Source organism: Oscillatoria sp. CS-180, assembly GCF_028330965.1.
Taxonomy (GTDB): domain Bacteria; phylum Cyanobacteriota; class Cyanobacteriia; order Phormidesmidales; family Phormidesmidaceae; genus Halomicronema.
Window position 1 is genome coordinate 17,615 of sequence record NZ_JAQMUB010000021.1, and the last position, 18,612, is coordinate 36,226.

The window sequence follows — 18,612 nt, forward strand, 5'->3', positions numbered from 1 at the left end:
TAAATGAGAAACCGAGTGGGCGACGCGAAAGTTTCGGGAGGACTGTTACGATAAATTCTTCAAGGGTCTCCTGAGTGCAATAGAGTATGGCTCAGCTAGACTCAGCGAATAAATCCACCCGGCTGGTGCTTGGGAAACTCAGCGAGAAGGAGCAACCTCTATGTGCGGAATCGTCGGATACATTGGAACACGCCCTGCTAGCGACATCCTGATGGAGGGACTACAAAAATTAGAGTATCGCGGCTATGATTCGGCGGGTTTGGCTACGGTTTCAGAGGGCGAACTTCAGTGTGTGCGGGCCAAGGGAAAGCTAAAAAATCTGTCTGAGAAGGTCGCTGGGCAAGAAAATTTAGCTCGTTTAGGCATCGGGCATACTCGTTGGGCAACTCACGGTAAACCAGAAGAACACAATGCCCACCCCCATACCGATACTTACAGTCGCATTGCGGTGGTTCAAAACGGCATTGTTGAGAACTACCGTGAACTGCGGGAAATGCTGAAGCAGAAAGGACATCAGTTTCGATCTGATACCGATACCGAAGTCATTCCTCACCTCATTGCTGAAACGCTAAAAAATCCCCCGGCGGAGACCGCGATCGCTGACAATCCTTTCTTTGAAGCGGTCCGAGTCAGCGTCAACCAGCTGGAGGGAGCGTTTGCCCTCGCAATTATCAGTGCAGACTATCCCGACGATTTGATTGTCGTGCGTCAGCAGGCTCCCCTCATAATCGGCTTTGGGCAGGGTGAGTTTTTCTGTGCGTCGGATACGCCGGCGATCGTACCCCACACGCGAGCGGTGCTGCCACTGGAGAACGGCGAACTGGCCAAGTTGACGCCTTTAGGAGTGGAGATTTATACCTTTGAGGGCGATCGCCTCAAGAAGCGCCCCTTCTCCCTGAACTGGAACCCCATCATGGTGGAGAAGCAGGGCTTCAAGCACTTCATGCTGAAGGAAATCTACGAGCAGCCGGGAGTAGTTCGCACTTGCTTAGAGACCTATTTGGACAATGCTTGGTCTAATGAGAGCGACACCTCTCCTGTGACCCTAAATCTGGCAGAGGATGTGCTGGATGCCATTGACACTATTCAGATTGTGGCTTGTGGCACCAGCTGGCACGCTAGCTTGATCGGTAAATACCTGATCGAGCAGCTGGCTGGGATTCCAACGCTAGTGCAGTATGCCTCGGAGTTTCGCTATTCGCCCTCGCCCTTGACTCGTAATACGCTAACCATTGGTGTGACGCAGTCTGGTGAAACGACGGATACCCTGGCAGCCCTTGAAATGGAGCAGAAACGGCGAGAGGCAGCTGATGATCCAGCCCTGGCTTCTAGAATGGTGGGCATTACGAATCGGAGCGACAGCTCGATTGCTCGACTCGTTCCTCATATCATCGACACCCAAGCGGGCATCGAAATTGGGGTTGCTGCAACAAAAACGTTCACGGCTCAGGTTATGGCTTTCTATTTCTTGGCGTTGGACCTAGCCTATCGTCGCGGCACCTTAAAGGGCGATCGCCTAGAGCAAATCCTGATGGGGCTGCGTCAGCTTCCTGCCCAGATAGAATTGATCCTGGAAAGCCAAGAGCGCTATATCGAAGAACTGGCCCATAGCTTCAACGAAACCCAGGACTTCATCTACATCGGTCGGGGCATCAACTTCCCCATTGCGTTGGAAGGAGCACTGAAGCTGAAAGAAATTAGCTATATCCATGCGGAGGGTTATCCGGCTGGAGAAATGAAACATGGCCCGATCGCGCTACTGGACGAGAAAGTGCCTGTGGTGGCGATCGCGATGCCGGGAAGTGTATATGACAAGGTACTCTCCAATGCTCAGGAGGCCAAGGCACGAGATGCGCAACTTATTGGCGTTGTGCCTATGGATGATGAGGAAGCAGAAGAGACCTTTGATGAGTGTCTTCCCGTCCCACCTGTGGATGAACTGCTGTCCCCCGTTCTCACAGTGATTCCCCTACAGCTCTTGGCCTACCACATTGCTGCCCGTCGTGGTTTGGACGTAGATCAGCCGCGAAACTTGGCAAAGAGTGTGACCGTAGAATAGGCACAGCGACGTTTGGACATAGTCCCGCCATGATTACCACAAACTTGACGCTGGTTGATGGGCTGTATGAAGTAGAGGAACTGAGGGGAAGGAGTCTCTTGAAATCACCGCAATTTCCTGAGCTAGTGTTAGAGATGAGCCAGGGGCTTAAGCCTGAAGGGTAAGCGCGATCGCGACTGTCCGTACGGCTAGCCGTCGCCCGCTCCATCAGGACATTGCTGGCATCAAATCAGCAAATCAAGACTTTTACTCAATTTTCATACGAATGTGGGAAAGACATCAATGTCCAGTGCAAGTAAGCAAAGTGGCTGTACTGAGGTGTCTCGGAGACTTTGCGACATTTATTTACTCTTAACAGAGACTAAAGCTTTAGCTCACAAAACGTCATAAATGGGGGGATTCTGCCTTAGTATGAGTAGGTAAGTGCACCTATTGGTGTTGAGTTACGATTGCCGACGGCAAGAAAAAGACTAGGAGGATTTTATGGCGCTCGTCCCCATGCGGTTAATGCTGGACCATGCAGCTGAGAACGGTTATGGCATTCCAGCATACAACGTCAACAACCTGGAGCAAATCCTGGCGATTATGCAGGCTGCTGACGAAACCGATAGTCCGGTAATTCTGCAAGCTTCTCGTGGTGCTCGTAAGTATGCGGGTGAGAACTTCTTGCGGCACTTGGTTCAGGCAGCGGTTGAGAGCTATCCCCATATTCCGGTTGTAATGCACCAGGATCATGGAAACAGCCCTGCAACTTGCTATTCCGCTATCCGTAATGGCTTCACCAGCGTTATGATGGATGGCTCTTTAGAAGCTGACGCAAAGACTCCTGCTAGCTTTGAGTACAACGTCAACGTGACGGCTGAGGTCGTCAAAGTGGCTCATGCGATCGGCGCTAGCGTTGAAGGTGAGTTGGGCTGTCTCGGTTCTCTAGAAACTGGTGCTGGCGAAGCTGAAGATGGTCACGGTTTTGAGGGAACTCTCAGCCATGACCAGCTGCTGACTGACCCCGATGAGGCTGTTCAGTTTGTAGAAGCGACTCAAGTAGATGCTTTGGCTGTTGCGATCGGTACTAGCCACGGCGCTTACAAGTTCACCCGTAAGCCCACTGGTGAAATCCTGGCTATCAGCCGTATCGAAGAGATTCACCGCCGTCTGCCCAACACTCACTTGGTCATGCACGGTTCTTCTTCCGTTCCTCAGGAATGGTTGGACATGATCAACGAGTACGGCGGTCAAATTCCTGAGACTTACGGTGTACCTGTTGAGGAAATCCAGAAGGGTATCAAGAGCGGTGTTCGCAAGGTCAACATTGATACTGACAACCGTTTGGCAATCACGGCTGCAATTCGTGAAGCGGCTGCTAAGGATCCTTCCAACTTTGATCCTCGCCACTTCATGAAGCCTGCTATCAAGTACATGAAGCAGGTTTGCCGCGATCGCTATGAAGCTTTTGGTACTGCTGGCAACGCAAGCAAAATCAACCAAGTTGGGGTTGAGGTCTTCGCGGCTAAGTATGCTGCTGGCGAATTGGATGCCAAGATTAAGACTGCTGCTGCTGTATAAGCCTTAGCATTAGTTGATTCTTTCAAAACCGAAAAGCCGATGCTAGTATTGGCATCGGCTTTTCGGTTTTCATAGCTTTATCCATCTAGGCTGAGGCACCTAGCGGCATCCAGGTGCTTGGTCCCTAACTGGATGGCTCGCCGTCTTGTCCTAATGGAACTGACGGCTATGCCAATGTTCTCGAATCCACAATCGAAAATCTAAAACCGAGAATTGGCATTACCATCCCCAGGTTCCCAGTCCACCTTTGAACGGTCCCACAATATCGCTCGTAATCCAGCCGCCGTAAAAATCCCCTTCTTGAGCGCGAACCTGCTCATCGTCAACGTAGCAAGCGTCCATTTTGCTGGGATAAAGGGCAATACAATTTTGAATGGCGGCAAATCGGTCTGTGGGTTCTGGATATCGCCATATCGCGTTGCTAGCTCGGCGATCGCCAACAACCACGTCGAAATACTGGGCTACACCTTTCCACTCACAAAAGGTTGAGCGCTGTACAGGTTGAAGGTACTGCTGTTGCACGTCCTCTAGGGGGATGTAATAGGCGGGAGGATGGCTGGTTTCCAGAACGCGGACTGTTTGACGAGAATCTGCAATAGTTACGCCATTGAAGACAACTCGGATATGGCGCGAAGAGTTCTCTACCCTGGGAGGACGCGGATAGTCCCATACCGATTCCTGACCCGGACCCGGCTCAATGCGCTGTACCATGATACTTTTTCCAAATCACCTTGATATCTGTATCTGGCATTGTGACATAGGGAATAAGACTGGTCTTTGACCCAACTCGGCTAAAACTTGAGCAAATGCCCATGCAAATGACAAGAAATTCTGTAAGGTTGTGTGTAGTCGACTAAGCATCTGATGTGGCAAACTCTAACTCCAACGAACCTCAAATGGAACCGTTAAGTCGCGTCCAGATATTGGTCGCGATGGGGGTTACAGCCTTGGTGCTTTTGCTGATTGCCCGATTCTGGCTTTTGTTTGATTCGGTGGCACTACTGTCCGTTTCGTTCAGTGCCGAGATCCTGCTAGTCGGTATGGGCATTGGTTTAGGGATTACTGGCGCGAGTGCGATCGCCTATCAGGTTTGGCCGAGCTATCGCAAAAGTGCCGATGTTTATCTCAAAATGGTGTTGCAGCCCCTAGTATGGACTGACCTGATTTGGATGGGCCTATTGCCTGGACTCAGCGAGGAGTTACTATTTCGAGGCGTGATGTTGCCTGCGATCGGTATGGATACCAATGGTTTAGTGTTCTCCAGCTTGTGTTTTGGGGTTCTCCATCTCAGCGGTTTGCAACAGTGGTCCTATGTGGTCTGGGCCACTGTCATTGGGTTCATTTTAGGGATCAGCGCATTGCTCTCTGGAAATCTGTTGGTCCCCATCATTGCGCATATCACTACCAATCTTCTAGCCAGTTTTGTCTGGAAGGTCCGATCAAAATCGCCTTAGACCTTGCCAAAACGACGATGTCGTTTTTGGTAAGCACACAGCGCCTGATGGAACTCAAGCGTGTTGAAGTCTGGCCATAGGGCATCTGTAACATAGAGTTCTGCGTAAGCTAGCTGCCACAACAGGAAATTACTGATTCGCATTTCGCCGCTAGTGCGAATTAACAGGTCAGGATCGTCCAAGCCTGCCGTGTAGAGGTGGTGAGCAAACATGGATTCGTCGATGTCCTCAAGCGCCACTTTGCCCTGCTGCACTTGCTTGGCGATCGCCCGACACGCTTGCACAATCTCTTGCCGTCCACCATAGTTCGTTGCGACGGTAAACCGAATGCCAGGGTTATGGCGTGTTTGCTGAACGGCTTTGTCGATCTCTGTCTGCAAAGACGCTGGCAAAGACTGCAAATTGCCTACAAACTGGATGCGGACGCCCTCCTCCATCATTTCAGCCAGTTCCTGACGTAGAACCCGTTCAAACAAGGTCATCAGAAAATCCACTTCTTCCAGAGGTCGTCCCCAATTCTCAGTGGAAAAAGCATAGGCCGTGAGCGCCATAACTCCCCAGTCGCTACAGGTGCGCAGTAGCTTTTTCAGCGTGTCAACTCCACGCCGATGGCCCATGATGCGAGGCAGTCCCCGCTGTTGTGCCCAGCGTCCATTACCGTCCATAATCACTGCCACATGGCGAGGCAGCCGTTCGGTATCTAAGTCAGAGGGTAGAGAGGAAGTTAGAAGTGGCTCAGCGGTCATTTTTTTCCACGAGAAGCGGACGACGAAAAGAAGGGCAGGCGTTGTAGGAGCGATCGCCCCTGACTCCGCAACCGTTTGCTGAGACTTCTCAGTTGAGGGGTTACAGAGTCTCGGTCAGCCGATAAGGATAATCGAGCGCTCAACAACTCCCTTAGTTTACTGCTGGTTAGGGGACGAATTAGCCTTCCACCTTCCGCCACTGAAATTGACCCGGTTTCTTCTGAAACGACGAGGCAAATGCAATCTTCCACTCGTTCTGTAATTCCCATTGCTGCGCGATGGCGGGTCCCTAATTGTCTTGATGCTGACCGCTCTGAAATCGGCAAAATCACTCCAGCCGCAACGACACGAGTGCCCCTTACCAAAACAGCTCCGTCGTGCAATAGCGTACTGGTTTGGAAAATGGTTTGTAAGAGTTCCCGTGAAACTTCTGCATTGAGTTTGACCCCAGGCACTGAAAAATCCCGTTCGTCAATCGGACGGTCTGTTTCAACAATAATGAGTGCTCCGATGCGATTCTGTGACAGCTCCTTGATCGCATCAACCAATTCGTCAATGACATTATCAGGCTGCGATGTCATCATTTCGCGATCAGCGATGACCAATAGCTGGCCTAAACGTCCTCGGCCAATTTGTTCTAACAGTCGCCGAAATTCTCCCTGCAAGATAAAGGCCATAGCAACAGCTGAGCCAATGACGAGTTTGTCCAGCACAAACGCTAGCAGAGCCAAGCCGACATTGCGGCTGATGGTGGAAGCCAAAAGTAACACGATGAATCCTCGAACCATCCACAGGGTGCGGCGCTCACCGATGAGCACCAAGATGGTGTACACCAGTAGCACGACCAGCACTCCATCCAGGAGCCTTAATGGCCATCCCCTTAAAATTTCGAGGATTAGCTGCCCTCGCTCCCAGAATTGCCCCATGTGCAGTGCCGTAGCGTAAATCTAACTGCTGTCATCGACGATCATCAAAGCCCGCTAGAGGCTGATAGTGCTTCTAAGCTTCTTCCACCGTAAACTCTTCTTTTGGCTTGAGACATTCCCTAAAAAGGGAAGCGTCCCAATTGCGAACTAACCGTCAGTCGGCGTGGCAGTGGGTGCGAGTGCCTCAGGCAAACAATCGTGACGAATTAGATCCTGAAGTGTTTCCCGTTTGATAATCAGGTGCGCTTCACCATCTTTCACGAGAACTGCTGCGGGTCTAGGCACTCGGTTGTAATTGGATGCCATGCTGTAGTTATAAGCACCGGTTCCTGCGACTACAACAATGTCGTTTGGCTGTACTGAAGGTAAGCTGGCTTCCTGAATGATTACATCCCCAGATTCACAGTGCTTGCCAGCCAGAGTCGTTTTTTCGGTTAGAGGGGCTGACATACGATTTGCCACCAGTGCGCGATAGACCGACTGATAAGTAATTGGGCGGGGATTGTCTGACATCCCACCATCAACGGCAACGTAGGTGCGAATCCCCGGTACAGTCTTTTGACTGCCCACGGTGTAGGCCGTGACGCAAGCGGAGCCAATGAGCGATCGCCCAGGCTCACAAATCAAACGAGGAAGAGACGCACCCAATTCTTTGCAGGCTTGAACGACTGATTCAGCGACTGTTTTTACCCAAGTGTGAATGCTGGGGGGGTCGTCTGACTCGGTATAACAAATACCTAAACCACCGCCTATATCTAACTCAGAGATCGGCAAGCCATATTCTCTCGCAACTTGAATCCACCGCACCATAACTTCCGCTAAGTCCTGGTGGGGTTGAAGTTCAAAAATCTGTGACCCGATGTGAGCATGGAGACCAATGCATTGTATCTGAGGCTGCTGAGCCACGTATTTAAAGACGTCTTCGAGTTGGTCTGGATCAAAGCCAAACTTGCTGTCCAAATGCCCTGTCCGAATGTACTCATGGGTATGACACTCGATACCGGGTGTTAGTCTTAGCAAGATCGAGGCGGTTGTGTCAGATTCTTTGAGACATTGCGTCAAAAGCTTCAGCTCAAACCAGTTGTCGACTACGATGCGACAGCCAACATCGATTCCCATCTGTAGCTCTTGCGCTGATTTGTTGTTGCCGTGAAAGTAAAGATGATTAGCTGAGACGCCAGCTTGGGTAGCAGTGAGCAATTCGCCCCCAGAGACAACATCAATTCCGAGGTCTTCACTGTTAACAACTGCACAGACGGCTAGGCAACTCCACGCTTTCGAGGCATAGATTACCAAAGATTCTCCTGGATAGTGCTGAGTCATCGCATCTCGGTACTGCTGGCAGGCTAGTCTGAGAGTGCTTTCGTCCAGGATGTAGAGGGGTGAGCCGAATCGCTCGATTAATTCCGGAACGTCGCATCCCCCAATGACTAAATGGTCCTGCTCGGAAACTTCTGCTGAAAGGGGTAGCAGTTTTTGATTGGGGGAAGTCATTTGCTCTGTAGAGTCAGCAGCATTGGCTGACAGGTAGCTGAGGCTGTTTGGTGTGGAATCGAGTGTAGAAACCATGAGAGTTGTGACTCTGATGAACTAGTCAGGTTGAGAGAATTCAGTTGGTCTGTAACGGTATGCCCGAATCATCAGTGTACAATCGAGAGCCTTAATGTTGCCGACACTATGATTTACGTGACTTGTCGTCCTTTGGCACTCCGAGACCTGTCTCAGATTGTGGCTTTGGATGAACGCTGTTTTGGCGGACTTTGGAGTCAATCAGCTTATCAAAGAGAAAGAGAAAGCCCAAACAGTGATCTGTTGGTACTTGAAATTGAAGACACGGTTGACCAAACCGATTCACTCATTGGCGTTGGGTGTCTATGGGCCATCTTAGAGGAAGCGCATATTACCGTGCTGGGGATTGATCCGGCTTACCAGCGTCGAGGTCTAGGCCAGTGGTTACTGACGAGATTATTGCTAGCGGCGAGCGATCGCGGCCTCACTCATGCCACGCTGGAAGTCCGCCAGTCTAATCAGAAGGCCCAAGCGCTCTATCAAAAATTTGGATTTAATGTTGCTGGTGAGCGAAAACGATACTACGCCAATGGGGAAAATGCGTTGATTCTTTGGAAAAATGGGCTGCAAACCCCAGAATTTACCAAACAGCTTAGCGTTGCTCAGGCTAAGCTAAGAGAACAAGTGGCAACCAGGGGATGGTCCGTGAGAGAAGTGCTATTAGCTACAGAAGACGCACAGCTTTTGCCTGACTAAATATGGCTTACGGCACTGCCTTTCAATCCAGACAATCAGGAGTCTTCAGGGAGAAAATTAAGAGAAGGCAATAAAAGTTTAAGAGACTTTGAGGGACTCCGCCTGTCCTAATCCCAAACAAAGTTTACAGGGTGCGGTTTTCACCACTGTGTACAGTGCCACAGTTCACCAATACCCCTGTGCTAAGATCACCACTAACCAGCGCGCAGCAGGTATTTGGATTTCCACATGTTTGAACGCTTCACAGAAAAAGCCATTAAAGTCATTATGCTCGCCCAGGAAGAGGCCCGCCGCTTGGGTCATAACTTCGTAGGGACCGAGCAGATTCTCCTTGGTCTTATAGGGGAAGGTACAGGCGTTGCTGCTAAAGTTCTCAAATCGATGGGCGTCAATCTCAAAGATGCGCGCATCGAGGTCGAGAAGATCATTGGTCGCGGCTCTGGGTTTGTTGCGGTTGAAATTCCCTTCACCCCTCGCGCTAAGCGAGTTTTAGAGCTGTCCCTTGAAGAGGCACGTCAATTAGGTCATAACTACATCGGTACGGAACATTTGCTGTTAGGGCTGATTCGCGAAGGCGAGGGCGTCGCTGCCCGCGTGTTGGAAAACTTGGGTGTTGATTTGTCCAAGGTCCGCACTCAAGTTATTCGAATGTTGGGTGAGACCGCAGAGGTTTCCTCTGGAGGCGGCCAAGGTCGTACTAAGACACCTACTTTAGATGAGTTCGGTTCCAATCTGACTCAGATGGCGGGTGAGGGTAAGCTTGATCCGGTTGTCGGTCGTCAAACTGAAATTGAGCGTGTCATCCAGATTCTGGGCCGTCGAACGAAAAACAACCCGGTCCTCATTGGTGAACCAGGAGTCGGCAAAACTGCGATCGCTGAAGGACTGGCTCAGCGCATTACCAACGGTGATATTCCCGATATTCTTGAAGAGAAGCGTGTCGTGACTCTGGATATTGGTCTGCTCGTTGCAGGTACCAAATACCGGGGTGAGTTTGAAGAGCGACTCAAGAAGATTATGGATGAAATCCGCTCTGCCGGAAATGTCATCCTGGTCATTGATGAAGTTCACACGCTAATTGGTGCCGGTGCTGCTGAGGGCGCCATTGACGCTGCTAATATCCTGAAGCCTGCTTTGGCACGGGGTGAGTTGCAGTGCATCGGTGCGACCACGCTAGACGAGTATCGTAAGCATATTGAGCGCGATGCTGCTCTGGAACGTCGTTTCCAGCCCGTGATGGTGGGTGAGCCTAGCGTTGAGGAAACAATTGAGATTCTTCATGGTTTGCGCGATCGCTACGAGCAGCACCACAAGCTCAAAATTACTGACGATGCCTTAGATGCTGCTGCTAAGCTATCGGATCGATACATCTCAGATCGATTCTTGCCCGATAAGGCGATTGACTTAATTGATGAAGCGGGTTCTAGGGTTCGCCTCATCAATTCGCAATTGCCGCCTGCTGCGAAGGAGCTGGATAAGGAACTGCGTCAGGTTCTTAAGGATAAGGACAATGCGGTTCGGTCTCAGGACTTTGATCGAGCGGGTGAACTGCGCGATCGTGAGATGGAAATCAAGGCCGAAATTCGCAGTATTGCTCAGAGCAAGAAATCCGAAGGCGAGAATGGCGACGACATGCCCTTCGTCGGTGAGGAAGATATTGCTCAAATTGTGGCCTCTTGGACGGGCGTACCCGTGAACAAACTCACGGAATCTGAGTCCGAAAAACTGCTGCACATGGAAGATACCCTGCATCAGCGGTTGATTGGTCAAGACGAGGCTGTGAGGGCCATTTCACGGGCTATTCGTCGGGCACGAGTCGGACTTAAGAACCCCAACCGACCCATCGCTAGCTTTATCTTCTCGGGTCCAACAGGGGTAGGTAAGACTGAGCTAACGAAAGCATTGGCGGCCTACTTCTTCGGTTCTGAAGACGCCATGATTCGGCTTGATATGTCCGAATTCATGGAGCGCCATACGGTTTCCAAGCTTATTGGTTCCCCTCCTGGCTATGTTGGCTATAGCGAAGGCGGGCAGCTTACTGAGGCTGTGCGTCGTCGCCCCTACACGGTGGTCCTGTTTGATGAGATTGAGAAGGCACATCCTGATGTCTTCAACATGCTGCTTCAAATTTTGGAAGATGGTCGCCTAACTGATGCTAAAGGACGCACGGTAGATTTCAAGAACACGCTGCTGATCATGACCTCTAACATTGGTTCGAAGGTGATTGAGAAAGGTGGCGGCGGTTTAGGCTTCGATTTCGAAGACGATCACGCAGAATCTCAGTACAACCGCATCCGTTCCCTCGTGAATGAGGAACTGAAGCAGTATTTCCGTCCTGAGTTCTTGAACCGCTTGGATGAGATTATCGTCTTCCGTCAGCTCACGAAGGATGAGGTTAAGGAAATCTCTGACATCTTGTTGAGAGAAGTCTTTGGTCGTCTGACTGAGCAAGGAATCGAGCTTCAGGTGACTGATCGATTCAAGGATCGTTTGGTGGAAGAGGGCTACAATCCTAGCTATGGTGCTCGACCGTTACGTCGTGCAATTATGCGGCTTCTGGAAGATACTCTGGCTGAGGAAATCTTGTCTGGTCGCCTGAAAGAGGGAGATACAGCAATGGTTGATGTTGACGACTCTGGTAAGGTCGTTATCAGTCCCGGCGAACGTCGCGAACTGTTATCAGCAGCTGATTAGGCGCTGGCGATTCCAGAAACTAATTGACATTGAGCGGCAACTTCTTTCTAGAGGTTGCCGTTTTGTTAACTTTCTTGAAGTCGATTCTCTGATACCTTGCGTTGTCTCTTCAGCAACCTCAATAATAATCAGCATAGGTTTTCGGTGATATATCTCTTCGAAATCTGATTGCAAAATTTAGCGATAAGACCAGCTGGGAGTATTGACATGGGTCTGATTAAGAAAGTTTTTGGGGGTATTTTTGCCTTCATCGGTGGCATCTTTGGCGGTCTCTTTAAGGGAAAGAAAAACGAATTCTTTATGGAGCTTGAAGAGGCAGCTGCTCCCGTTTTGGAAGCTGTTGAAGCGAATACACCTTCTGTTCCAGAGGCGGCAAAACCAGCAGCAGCACAAGCTGACGCAACGCTTGCTAAACAGAAAAAAGCAGCTCCTGCTGCCAAGAAATCTGCTAAATCAACGACAGCTTCTCAGCCGCCGGCTGATCTAGCACAAGCATCGTCTCTTGCAGAAGCGACAGCCCCCATGTCAGCTCCTGTTAAAGCTGACATGCCCACGGTCAAAAACTTCTCGACTGACTATTTGGTGAACCCTAAGGTGAACCGTTCGCCGCGTCGCCGTCCAGGCCCTAGCGTCGGTCCTTTCAAAGAAATGGCTCGTGATCTTAAGAAATCGCCTTCTATGGGCTAGCGCGGTTTCCCTGAAAGCTTCATAAGAACTGAATGATAGCCAAGCAGATTCTCTAGTCTGCTTGGCTATTTTCCTGAAATGGACAAACCAGACAAACCAATGGTTATGAAGAAATGCGATGCCTCACACTTCGAGCCTGCAGCCAGCGTAGCCAGAGCCAACCGATAAAACAGCCGATCGCGTAGTAGGGAAAGTCGTCCCAAGTAAAAGTGTTTCCTAGCACCAATCGTCCTACTAAAGTTGCTCGAATGGCTTGCAGCCATGCGGGTTGCCAGAGCTGTAGACATTCAAGAATACAGGTGGCAATCAAAATAGATAGAGCAACGGTTACTGGACGAAGACTAGGGATGATGATGGCGAGAAGCAGCATCCAGAAGATTTCATAGGGAATGCCTCCGAAGGTGTCATTGAGCCAAGCTTCACCAGCGCCTTGATAAAACTTGGTCACCAACCCAAAAGGCACGATAAAGGCCATGCTCAACAATAGATTGCGACGATATTGACTCATAGGAATACGTATTGATATCAATTTATCTGAAATATTGGACTAATTTTGGGAATTTTGCCTCTTTCCGAGCGTTGGGTTGCGATCGCAGTCACGATAGCGCCTAGATTATCGTTGGCTTGCTGGATAGAATCAGCCCCTACAGACAATAAGCCTAAAATCTCAGGCGTCCTTCATTAAACTTTTGGATTGTTAGGCGATCGCCTATAGTCTTCCCCACAAGCTTTTAGCATTCTCTGCTCCGAAGGGGGTATTTCTGTGGCACTCTGAGAGTGGCGTATTCAGTAAATCTATTGAGACTTAAGGGCTATGCAAACCCTTCCTTCCCCTCCTTCTTTGTCCACACCTACCGAAGCCGAATTTGACACAACGATTCATCGTCGGAAAACTCGTCCTGTTAGAGTCGGCGACGTCATTATTGGTGGGGGTGCTCCTGTTGTCGTTCAGTCGATGATCAACGAAGACACGCTGGATATCGAAGGATCTGTCGCTGCCATTCGTAGACTGCACGAGATGGGTTGTGAAATTGTGCGGGTGACCGTACCCAGCATGGCTCATGCAAAAGCGCTTGCTGATATCCGGGAAAAGCTTGAAAAAACTTACCGTCGCGTACCTTTAGTTGCAGATGTGCACCATAACGGTATGAAGATTGCCTTAGAAGTGGCTAAGCATGTTGATAAGGTTCGCATCAACCCAGGACTATACGTTTTTGAGAAGCCGCAGTCTGGTCGTACTGAATATACCCAAGCAGAGTTTGAGGAAATTGGCAGCAAGATTCGCGAGACATTGGAACCTCTTGTGGTTTCCTTACGGGAGCAGAACAAAGCAATGAGGATCGGCGTGAATCATGGTTCTCTTGCTGAGCGCATGTTGTTTACCTATGGCGATACCCCCGAAGGGATGGTGGAATCGGCTTTGGAGTTCATCCATATCTGCGAATCTCTTGACTTCCGTAATATTGTTCTCTCCCTCAAAGCGTCACGGGTACCCGTCATGCTGGCAGCGTATCGGTTGATGGTGAAGCGCATGAATGAATTGGGTATGGACTACCCTCTGCATTTGGGAGTGACAGAAGCGGGTGATGGTGAATATGGTCGCATCAAATCGACTGCTGGTATTGGTACCCTGCTAGCTGAAGGGATTGGTGATACCATTCGTGTCTCTCTCACAGAAGCGCCGGAAAAAGAAATCCCAGTTTGCTACAGCATCCTGCAGGCACTGGGACTTCGTAAAACTATGGTGGAATATGTCGCCTGTCCTTCCTGCGGACGTACGCTGTTCAACTTAGAAGATGTCCTGCATGAGGTCCGTGAGGCAACCAAACATCTCACCGGTTTGGATATCGCGGTTATGGGGTGTATTGTGAATGGACCTGGAGAAATGGCAGATGCTGACTACGGCTATGTCGGAAAAACGCCTGGATATATATCGCTCTATCGAGGACGCGAGGAGATCAAAAAGGTCCCCGAAGATCAGGGTGTTGCGGAGCTGATCAATTTGATTAAGGCAGACGATCGCTGGGTTGATCCTGAATAGTTTGGCCTTGGATGTTGCTTATGGCGGGATGAGTTTTAAATTTGAGATCTTTAAATTAACTCCGTCTCCCTTGTCATATCGGGTGTAGTGAAACCAACTCATGATCTCAGGCCTTTCTTACTGTTTACTCAGACAGCCTGACTATGATGTATATACTTGTTCACAACCTGATCTAGCGAAGCGCGTCTATTGAGCTTGTGCTAAATTGGGCATAATTGCCGACGGAAATAATTTTATGGCGATCGCAAAGCGAGGATTGATTCTAGGGGCAACGGCTGTGGCTGTTGCTGGCGTCATTGTGACAGGTGCCGGACTTCACCTTTCTCAGGGCAAAGCTTTTTTTGAAGAAAGTCCTAAAGAAGTCATTGATGAAGTTTGGCAATTAATTGACAACACGTATGTCGATGCCACTTTCAATCAAGTTGATTGGGAAGCGGTGCGAACCGACTACTTGGGCCGTGAATACACGTCTCAAGATGCTGCTTACGAAGCGGTTCGCGAAATGCTGGAACTGCTTGAAGATCCCTACACTCGCTTCATGGATCCTCAAGAATTTCGCAACATGCAGATCGACACCTCCGGCGAGCTGACTGGGGTTGGTATTCAAATTACTCAAGAAGAGGAAACAGACGAAATTGTTGTCGTCGCTCCCATCGAAGATACCCCCGCTTTTGAGGCGGGATTGCGCTCCCAAGACGTCATCGTCAAGATCGATGGCGAGAGTACTGAAGGGATGGAACTCAATGATGCTGTCAGCAGAATTCGAGGCACTGTCGGCTCTACGGTCACGATAACGGTTCGCCGTGATGACGAATTAATTGACTTTGATTTGACTCGTGCTCGTATTGAAATTCATCCGGTTCGTTTTTCCATTAAAGACGAACCGGAAGGCCCGATTGGTTACATTCGCCTGACCCAATTCAGCAACAATGCTTCGGGTGAAATGCGTGATGCGATTGAAACTCTGGAATCCGAGAATGTAGTGGGCTACATTCTCGATTTGCGATCAAACCCAGGAGGGCTTCTCTATTCCAGTATTGAAATTGCTCGCATGTGGTTGGATGATGGACCGATTGTCTCTACCGTTAACCGCCAAGGCATCGTGGATGAAGAGATAGCCAACAATCGAGCAATGACAGACAAGCCGCTGGTTGTTCTGGTTGATGGAGGCTCTGCCAGCGCTAGTGAGATTTTGTCGGGTGCCCTTCAGGATAACGATCGCGCTCAGCTGGTCGGAACACAAACCTTCGGCAAAGGTTTGGTCCAGTCTGTTCGTAGCCTGCCAGACGGCTCCGGCGTCGCGATCACAATTGCCAAATATCTTACGCCTAGTGGACGTGATATCAATCAGCAGGGTATTGAACCCGATATCACTGTCGAGCTTTCTGACGAAGAACGTGAATCACTGTCGGTGGATCGAGAGCGTATTGGGACATTGGAAGATCCTCAGTACGCTCGGGCACAGGAGTTGCTGCTGCAAACGGTTCGCTCTGGGCAAAGCACAGCTGAACTGCAATAGTTTCTGAGGAGGATAAAGGGACACGACAAGGCAGTCCGTCTACCTCGGCTGACACTTACCTGCTCGAATTAGACCAACTCGCTTAGCGATCGCGTCGCTCTGAGTTTCAAAGGGACCCCATTTTTCGGTGTAGTCGTTTGTCTCAAGCTCGTCAACAGTTGAAATTTCGCACTGGCCGGATTGCCCTTTGACAATGTACCAGGCGCTATTTTTGTCACCCATTGTTTAATTCCTTATTGGTTTTCTCTTGACTTAATAACAGTATCGACCGTTTCTATTAGGGTAAAGCTGTTCTTCGCCCTTGCGAGTCGCTCCAATCAGGGTGGACACAACAACGCATCGGTTTTTAGCAACACCATCTCGGCTATCTATCGTAAGGGTGCTCAAGCGATAGCGGACATTGCCTTGAAAACCAAAGCGGACGTAATAGGTGCCTTCTTTCTTGGCCAACGTTGTGTCATTTGGGTCTAAGACAAGGTTTGGATGAAGGGCTTGCCAATTTTTGACGTCTTTCCAGTCCGTTGTATTGGCATGAACAGCCCATTCAATTCGATTGTCGGTCTCGCGTAAGCTAAACCGCCAAGAATGGCCATGGGCGATCGCAGCGCTCTGGGCTTGCTGGATACCTGAGCGCAGTTCATCACGGGCAACAATCACCTGCTGATTAGCCCAAAATTTAAGCCAGGAGGGAATTGCGATCGCCGCCAAAATGCTGATGATGACGACAACGATTAATATCTCAATGGCTGTGAACCCCGCGTTGGATGAGCAGTTGCGCCGCTGGGCGCATTCTCGGCTTCGAGAATAGATCATGTTCGGCACCCTAATTCGTTTCAGAGTGCCCTGTCCCGATTACCGTGGCGACTACGACTTAAGGCTAAACATGAAATGGAGCGATGACGTGGTGTTTCTCTAACCATCGCGCAACTTTCAGAATCACCGCTTCTTGATAAGGGGCGGCAATGATTTGAACACCTACTGGGAGCGCGCCTGGTTCAGCGACGGGCGCTGAGAGAACTGGCAGCCCAATAAAGGATAAGGGTTGCGTATATAACCCCAGATGAGGTCGCACTAGAATCGACTGTCCTGCAATATCCATTGTTTTCTGATCGATGAACGGAGCAACGCAGGGGGTTGTCGGAGCAATGAGCACATCAACCTGATCAAAGATTGATTTGACCTGAGTTTGAAACCATCGACGAAATCGCTGAGCTTGAAGATACCAACTAGCAGGAATCATGGCTCCAGCCAGAAAGCGATCGCGGGTCTCTGGATCAAAGTCCATCAGACGAGTTTGCAGTCGCTGAAGGTGTAGCTGACTACCCTCACTCGCGGTCATGAGATAGGCTGCTGTCCGCGCTTTTGCAGCCTCTGGCAGGGTCGCTGTCTGTGTAATGTCTAGCGCTGTTTTAACTTTGGTCAGGGCTGACTCGACTGCTGGCTCCATTCCCCGCTCAAAATAATCCCCTGCGATCGCAATTCGCAATGACTCAATTCCTTGCTCTAGTTCAGGCAAGGTCAGTGCAGGTTGTCGTTCGGTACAGACCGGATCGCGGGCATCAGTTCCCTGCATTGCATCAAAGCTAGCGGCAATATCACGAACTGAACGAGCCAAAGGGCCAATGTGATCCAAGCTGGCTGCAAACAGAAAAGCTCCAGCCCGTGAGAGTCTGCCATAGGTGGGCTTCAGACCATACACGCCACATAAACCTGCGGGCACTCGAATGGAACCATTTGTATCGGAGCCTAACGTTAATGGCACTAAATTAGCGGAGACTGCTGCAGCGGATCCACCTGACGAGCCGCCTGCGACTCGCTGCGGATCGTGGGGATTCGGTGTGGCCCCATAATGGCTGTTAACGGTGACAAAACCATAAGCGTACTCGTCCATATTGAGTGCGCCAACCAAAATGGCTCCGGCTTCTTCAAGCCGGGTAATCGCGGTAGCATCCTGAGACGCAGGGGGATTGTCCCGATTGATCAATGATCCGGCCAATGTCACTTCACCTGCAATATCGAACAAATTTTTGACTGCGAAGGGGACGCCACACAGGGGACCGACGGACTGACCCGACTGCAGCGCCTGATCAATTGTCTGTGCTTGCCGGAATGCCCTATCCCCAGTTGTCAGCGTAAAACAGTTGAGGCTGGAATTACGGTCGTCAATGTCTTGGAGCGCTGCTTCCACTATCGCTTGAGCTGTGGTTTCTCCTTGGCGAATGGCTGTTGCGATCGCAAGTCCATCTCTAAACGCAAGCATTCATTAGTCTCCGGCTGTGCTTAATGGCAATTTCGGCTGAAACAACGAGGGTTATTTGCAAAACGGTTTACTGTTACGGTTTGAAGGTAGGCATTGGTTCAATATCTGTGGGTAAGTCAACTTCCAGCAAAGGCTGAGCGATCGCAATAATACGCTCAACGTCTTTAATGACTCCCGGACGAATTTCAGGCGGAATCGGTAAGTCCAAAAGGGCTGCCATCTGGTCTATATAAGCTTGAACTTCAAACTCTTGGTTTAAGTGAGGTGTGTTTGACATGGCTCTTCTCAGGTCAAAGCATCGTTTATAGGACTTATGCTGGCCCTTGCATTCTCCGATCCTGGCGGACGTTGAATCCAGCTTCCCCATATTTGGAGGTTAAGGAGCTAAAGCCAGTTGT

Annotated in this window: 18 protein-coding genes; 9 read left to right on the forward strand and 9 right to left on the reverse strand. The window is 50.1% G+C overall.

Going from position 1 to position 18,612, the window contains the following annotated elements:
• Window positions 1-160: 160 nt before the first annotated feature.
• The 3 genes from glmS to fba all read left to right on the forward strand — a co-directional run bounded on the left by glmS (window position 161) and on the right by fba (window position 3,622).
• Entirely contained in the window at window positions 161-2,059 is a 1,899-nt protein-coding gene (gene glmS / locus PN498_RS03300) for a glutamine--fructose-6-phosphate transaminase (isomerizing) (protein ID WP_272061255.1), read from the forward strand.
• 29 nt (window positions 2,060-2,088) lie between these two features.
• A complete protein-coding gene (locus tag PN498_RS03305; protein ID WP_272061256.1) occupies window positions 2,089-2,223 on the forward strand; it encodes a hypothetical protein in 135 nt (44 codons plus the stop codon).
• A 319-nt stretch (window positions 2,224-2,542) separates the two neighbouring features.
• Window positions 2,543-3,622, forward strand: a complete 1,080-nt coding sequence (gene fba, locus PN498_RS03310; RefSeq protein ID WP_272061257.1) for a class II fructose-bisphosphate aldolase — start codon at window positions 2,543-2,545, stop codon at window positions 3,620-3,622.
• Between the two features lie 219 nt (window positions 3,623-3,841).
• Here the strand turns inward: fba and PN498_RS03315 are convergent, their stop codons facing one another.
• A complete protein-coding gene (locus tag PN498_RS03315) occupies window positions 3,842-4,333 on the reverse strand; it encodes a DUF427 domain-containing protein (protein ID WP_334312219.1) in 492 nt (163 codons plus the stop codon).
• 155 nt (window positions 4,334-4,488) lie between these two features.
• Here PN498_RS03315 and PN498_RS03320 point away from each other — a divergent pair, with 155 nt between their 5' ends.
• Window positions 4,489-5,076, forward strand: a complete 588-nt coding sequence (locus tag PN498_RS03320; RefSeq protein WP_442951396.1) for a lysostaphin resistance A-like protein — start codon at window positions 4,489-4,491, stop codon at window positions 5,074-5,076.
• Here the strand turns inward: PN498_RS03320 and PN498_RS03325 are convergent.
• From PN498_RS03325 to lysA, 3 genes are all read right to left on the reverse strand, one after another.
• On the reverse strand, window positions 5,073-5,822 hold the full coding sequence (locus PN498_RS03325) for an isoprenyl transferase (protein WP_272061258.1): 750 nt from the start codon (window positions 5,820-5,822) through the stop codon (window positions 5,073-5,075). The two genes, PN498_RS03320 and PN498_RS03325, sit on opposite strands and share 4 nt — an antisense overlap.
• The gene (gene cdaA, locus PN498_RS03330) at window positions 5,819-6,748 is read right to left on the reverse strand and encodes a diadenylate cyclase CdaA (RefSeq protein WP_272061259.1); all 930 of its coding nucleotides are present in this window, start codon (window positions 6,746-6,748) and stop codon (window positions 5,819-5,821) included. Before cdaA ends, PN498_RS03325 begins: the two co-directional genes overlap by 4 nt.
• Window positions 6,749-6,895: 147 nt before the next feature.
• Entirely contained in the window at window positions 6,896-8,317 is a 1,422-nt protein-coding gene (gene lysA, locus PN498_RS03335) for a diaminopimelate decarboxylase (protein ID WP_272061260.1), read from the reverse strand.
• A gap of 108 nt (window positions 8,318-8,425) precedes the next feature.
• Here lysA and rimI point away from each other — a divergent pair, with 108 nt between their 5' ends.
• From rimI to PN498_RS03350, 3 genes are all read left to right on the forward strand, one after another.
• A complete protein-coding gene (rimI, locus tag PN498_RS03340; protein WP_272061261.1) occupies window positions 8,426-9,013 on the forward strand; it encodes a ribosomal protein S18-alanine N-acetyltransferase in 588 nt (195 codons plus the stop codon).
• A gap of 228 nt (window positions 9,014-9,241) precedes the next feature.
• Window positions 9,242-11,707, forward strand: coding sequence for an ATP-dependent Clp protease ATP-binding subunit (locus PN498_RS03345; RefSeq protein WP_272061262.1), 2,466 nt, complete (start codon window positions 9,242-9,244; stop codon window positions 11,705-11,707).
• 207 nt (window positions 11,708-11,914) lie between these two features.
• Window positions 11,915-12,394, forward strand: coding sequence for a hypothetical protein (locus tag PN498_RS03350; RefSeq protein ID WP_272061263.1), 480 nt, complete (start codon window positions 11,915-11,917; stop codon window positions 12,392-12,394).
• 103 nt (window positions 12,395-12,497) lie between these two features.
• Here PN498_RS03350 and PN498_RS03355 read toward each other — a convergent pair whose 3' ends face one another.
• On the reverse strand, window positions 12,498-12,902 hold the full coding sequence (locus PN498_RS03355) for a ribosomal maturation YjgA family protein (protein ID WP_272061264.1): 405 nt from the start codon (window positions 12,900-12,902) through the stop codon (window positions 12,498-12,500).
• Between the two features lie 306 nt (window positions 12,903-13,208).
• Here PN498_RS03355 and ispG point away from each other — a divergent pair, with 306 nt between their 5' ends.
• Together ispG and ctpC are read left to right on the forward strand one after the other, a co-directional pair.
• Entirely contained in the window at window positions 13,209-14,435 is a 1,227-nt protein-coding gene (gene ispG / locus PN498_RS03360; protein ID WP_272061265.1) for a (E)-4-hydroxy-3-methylbut-2-enyl-diphosphate synthase, read from the forward strand.
• 235 nt (window positions 14,436-14,670) lie between these two features.
• Window positions 14,671-15,954 (forward strand): carboxyl-terminal processing protease CtpC, encoded by a 1,284-nt coding sequence (gene ctpC / locus PN498_RS03365; protein WP_272061266.1) that lies wholly within the window; start codon window positions 14,671-14,673, stop codon window positions 15,952-15,954.
• 39 nt (window positions 15,955-15,993) lie between these two features.
• Here the strand turns inward: ctpC and PN498_RS03370 are convergent, their stop codons facing one another.
• From PN498_RS03370 to PN498_RS03385, 4 genes are all read right to left on the reverse strand, one after another.
• Window positions 15,994-16,176: a hypothetical protein gene (locus PN498_RS03370; RefSeq protein WP_272061267.1), complete on the reverse strand. Its 183-nt coding sequence runs from the start codon at window positions 16,174-16,176 to the stop codon at window positions 15,994-15,996.
• A 30-nt stretch (window positions 16,177-16,206) separates the two neighbouring features.
• Window positions 16,207-16,767, reverse strand: a complete 561-nt coding sequence (locus PN498_RS03375; protein ID WP_272061268.1) for a GspH/FimT family pseudopilin — start codon at window positions 16,765-16,767, stop codon at window positions 16,207-16,209.
• A 64-nt stretch (window positions 16,768-16,831) separates the two neighbouring features.
• Window positions 16,832-18,214 (reverse strand): AtzE family amidohydrolase, encoded by a 1,383-nt coding sequence (locus tag PN498_RS03380; RefSeq protein WP_272061269.1) that lies wholly within the window; start codon window positions 18,212-18,214, stop codon window positions 16,832-16,834.
• Window positions 18,215-18,287: 73 nt separating this feature from the next.
• Complete coding sequence (locus PN498_RS03385; RefSeq protein WP_272061270.1) at window positions 18,288-18,491, reverse strand: DUF4089 domain-containing protein; 204 nt, start codon at window positions 18,489-18,491, stop codon at window positions 18,288-18,290.
• Window positions 18,492-18,612 lie beyond the last annotated feature (121 nt).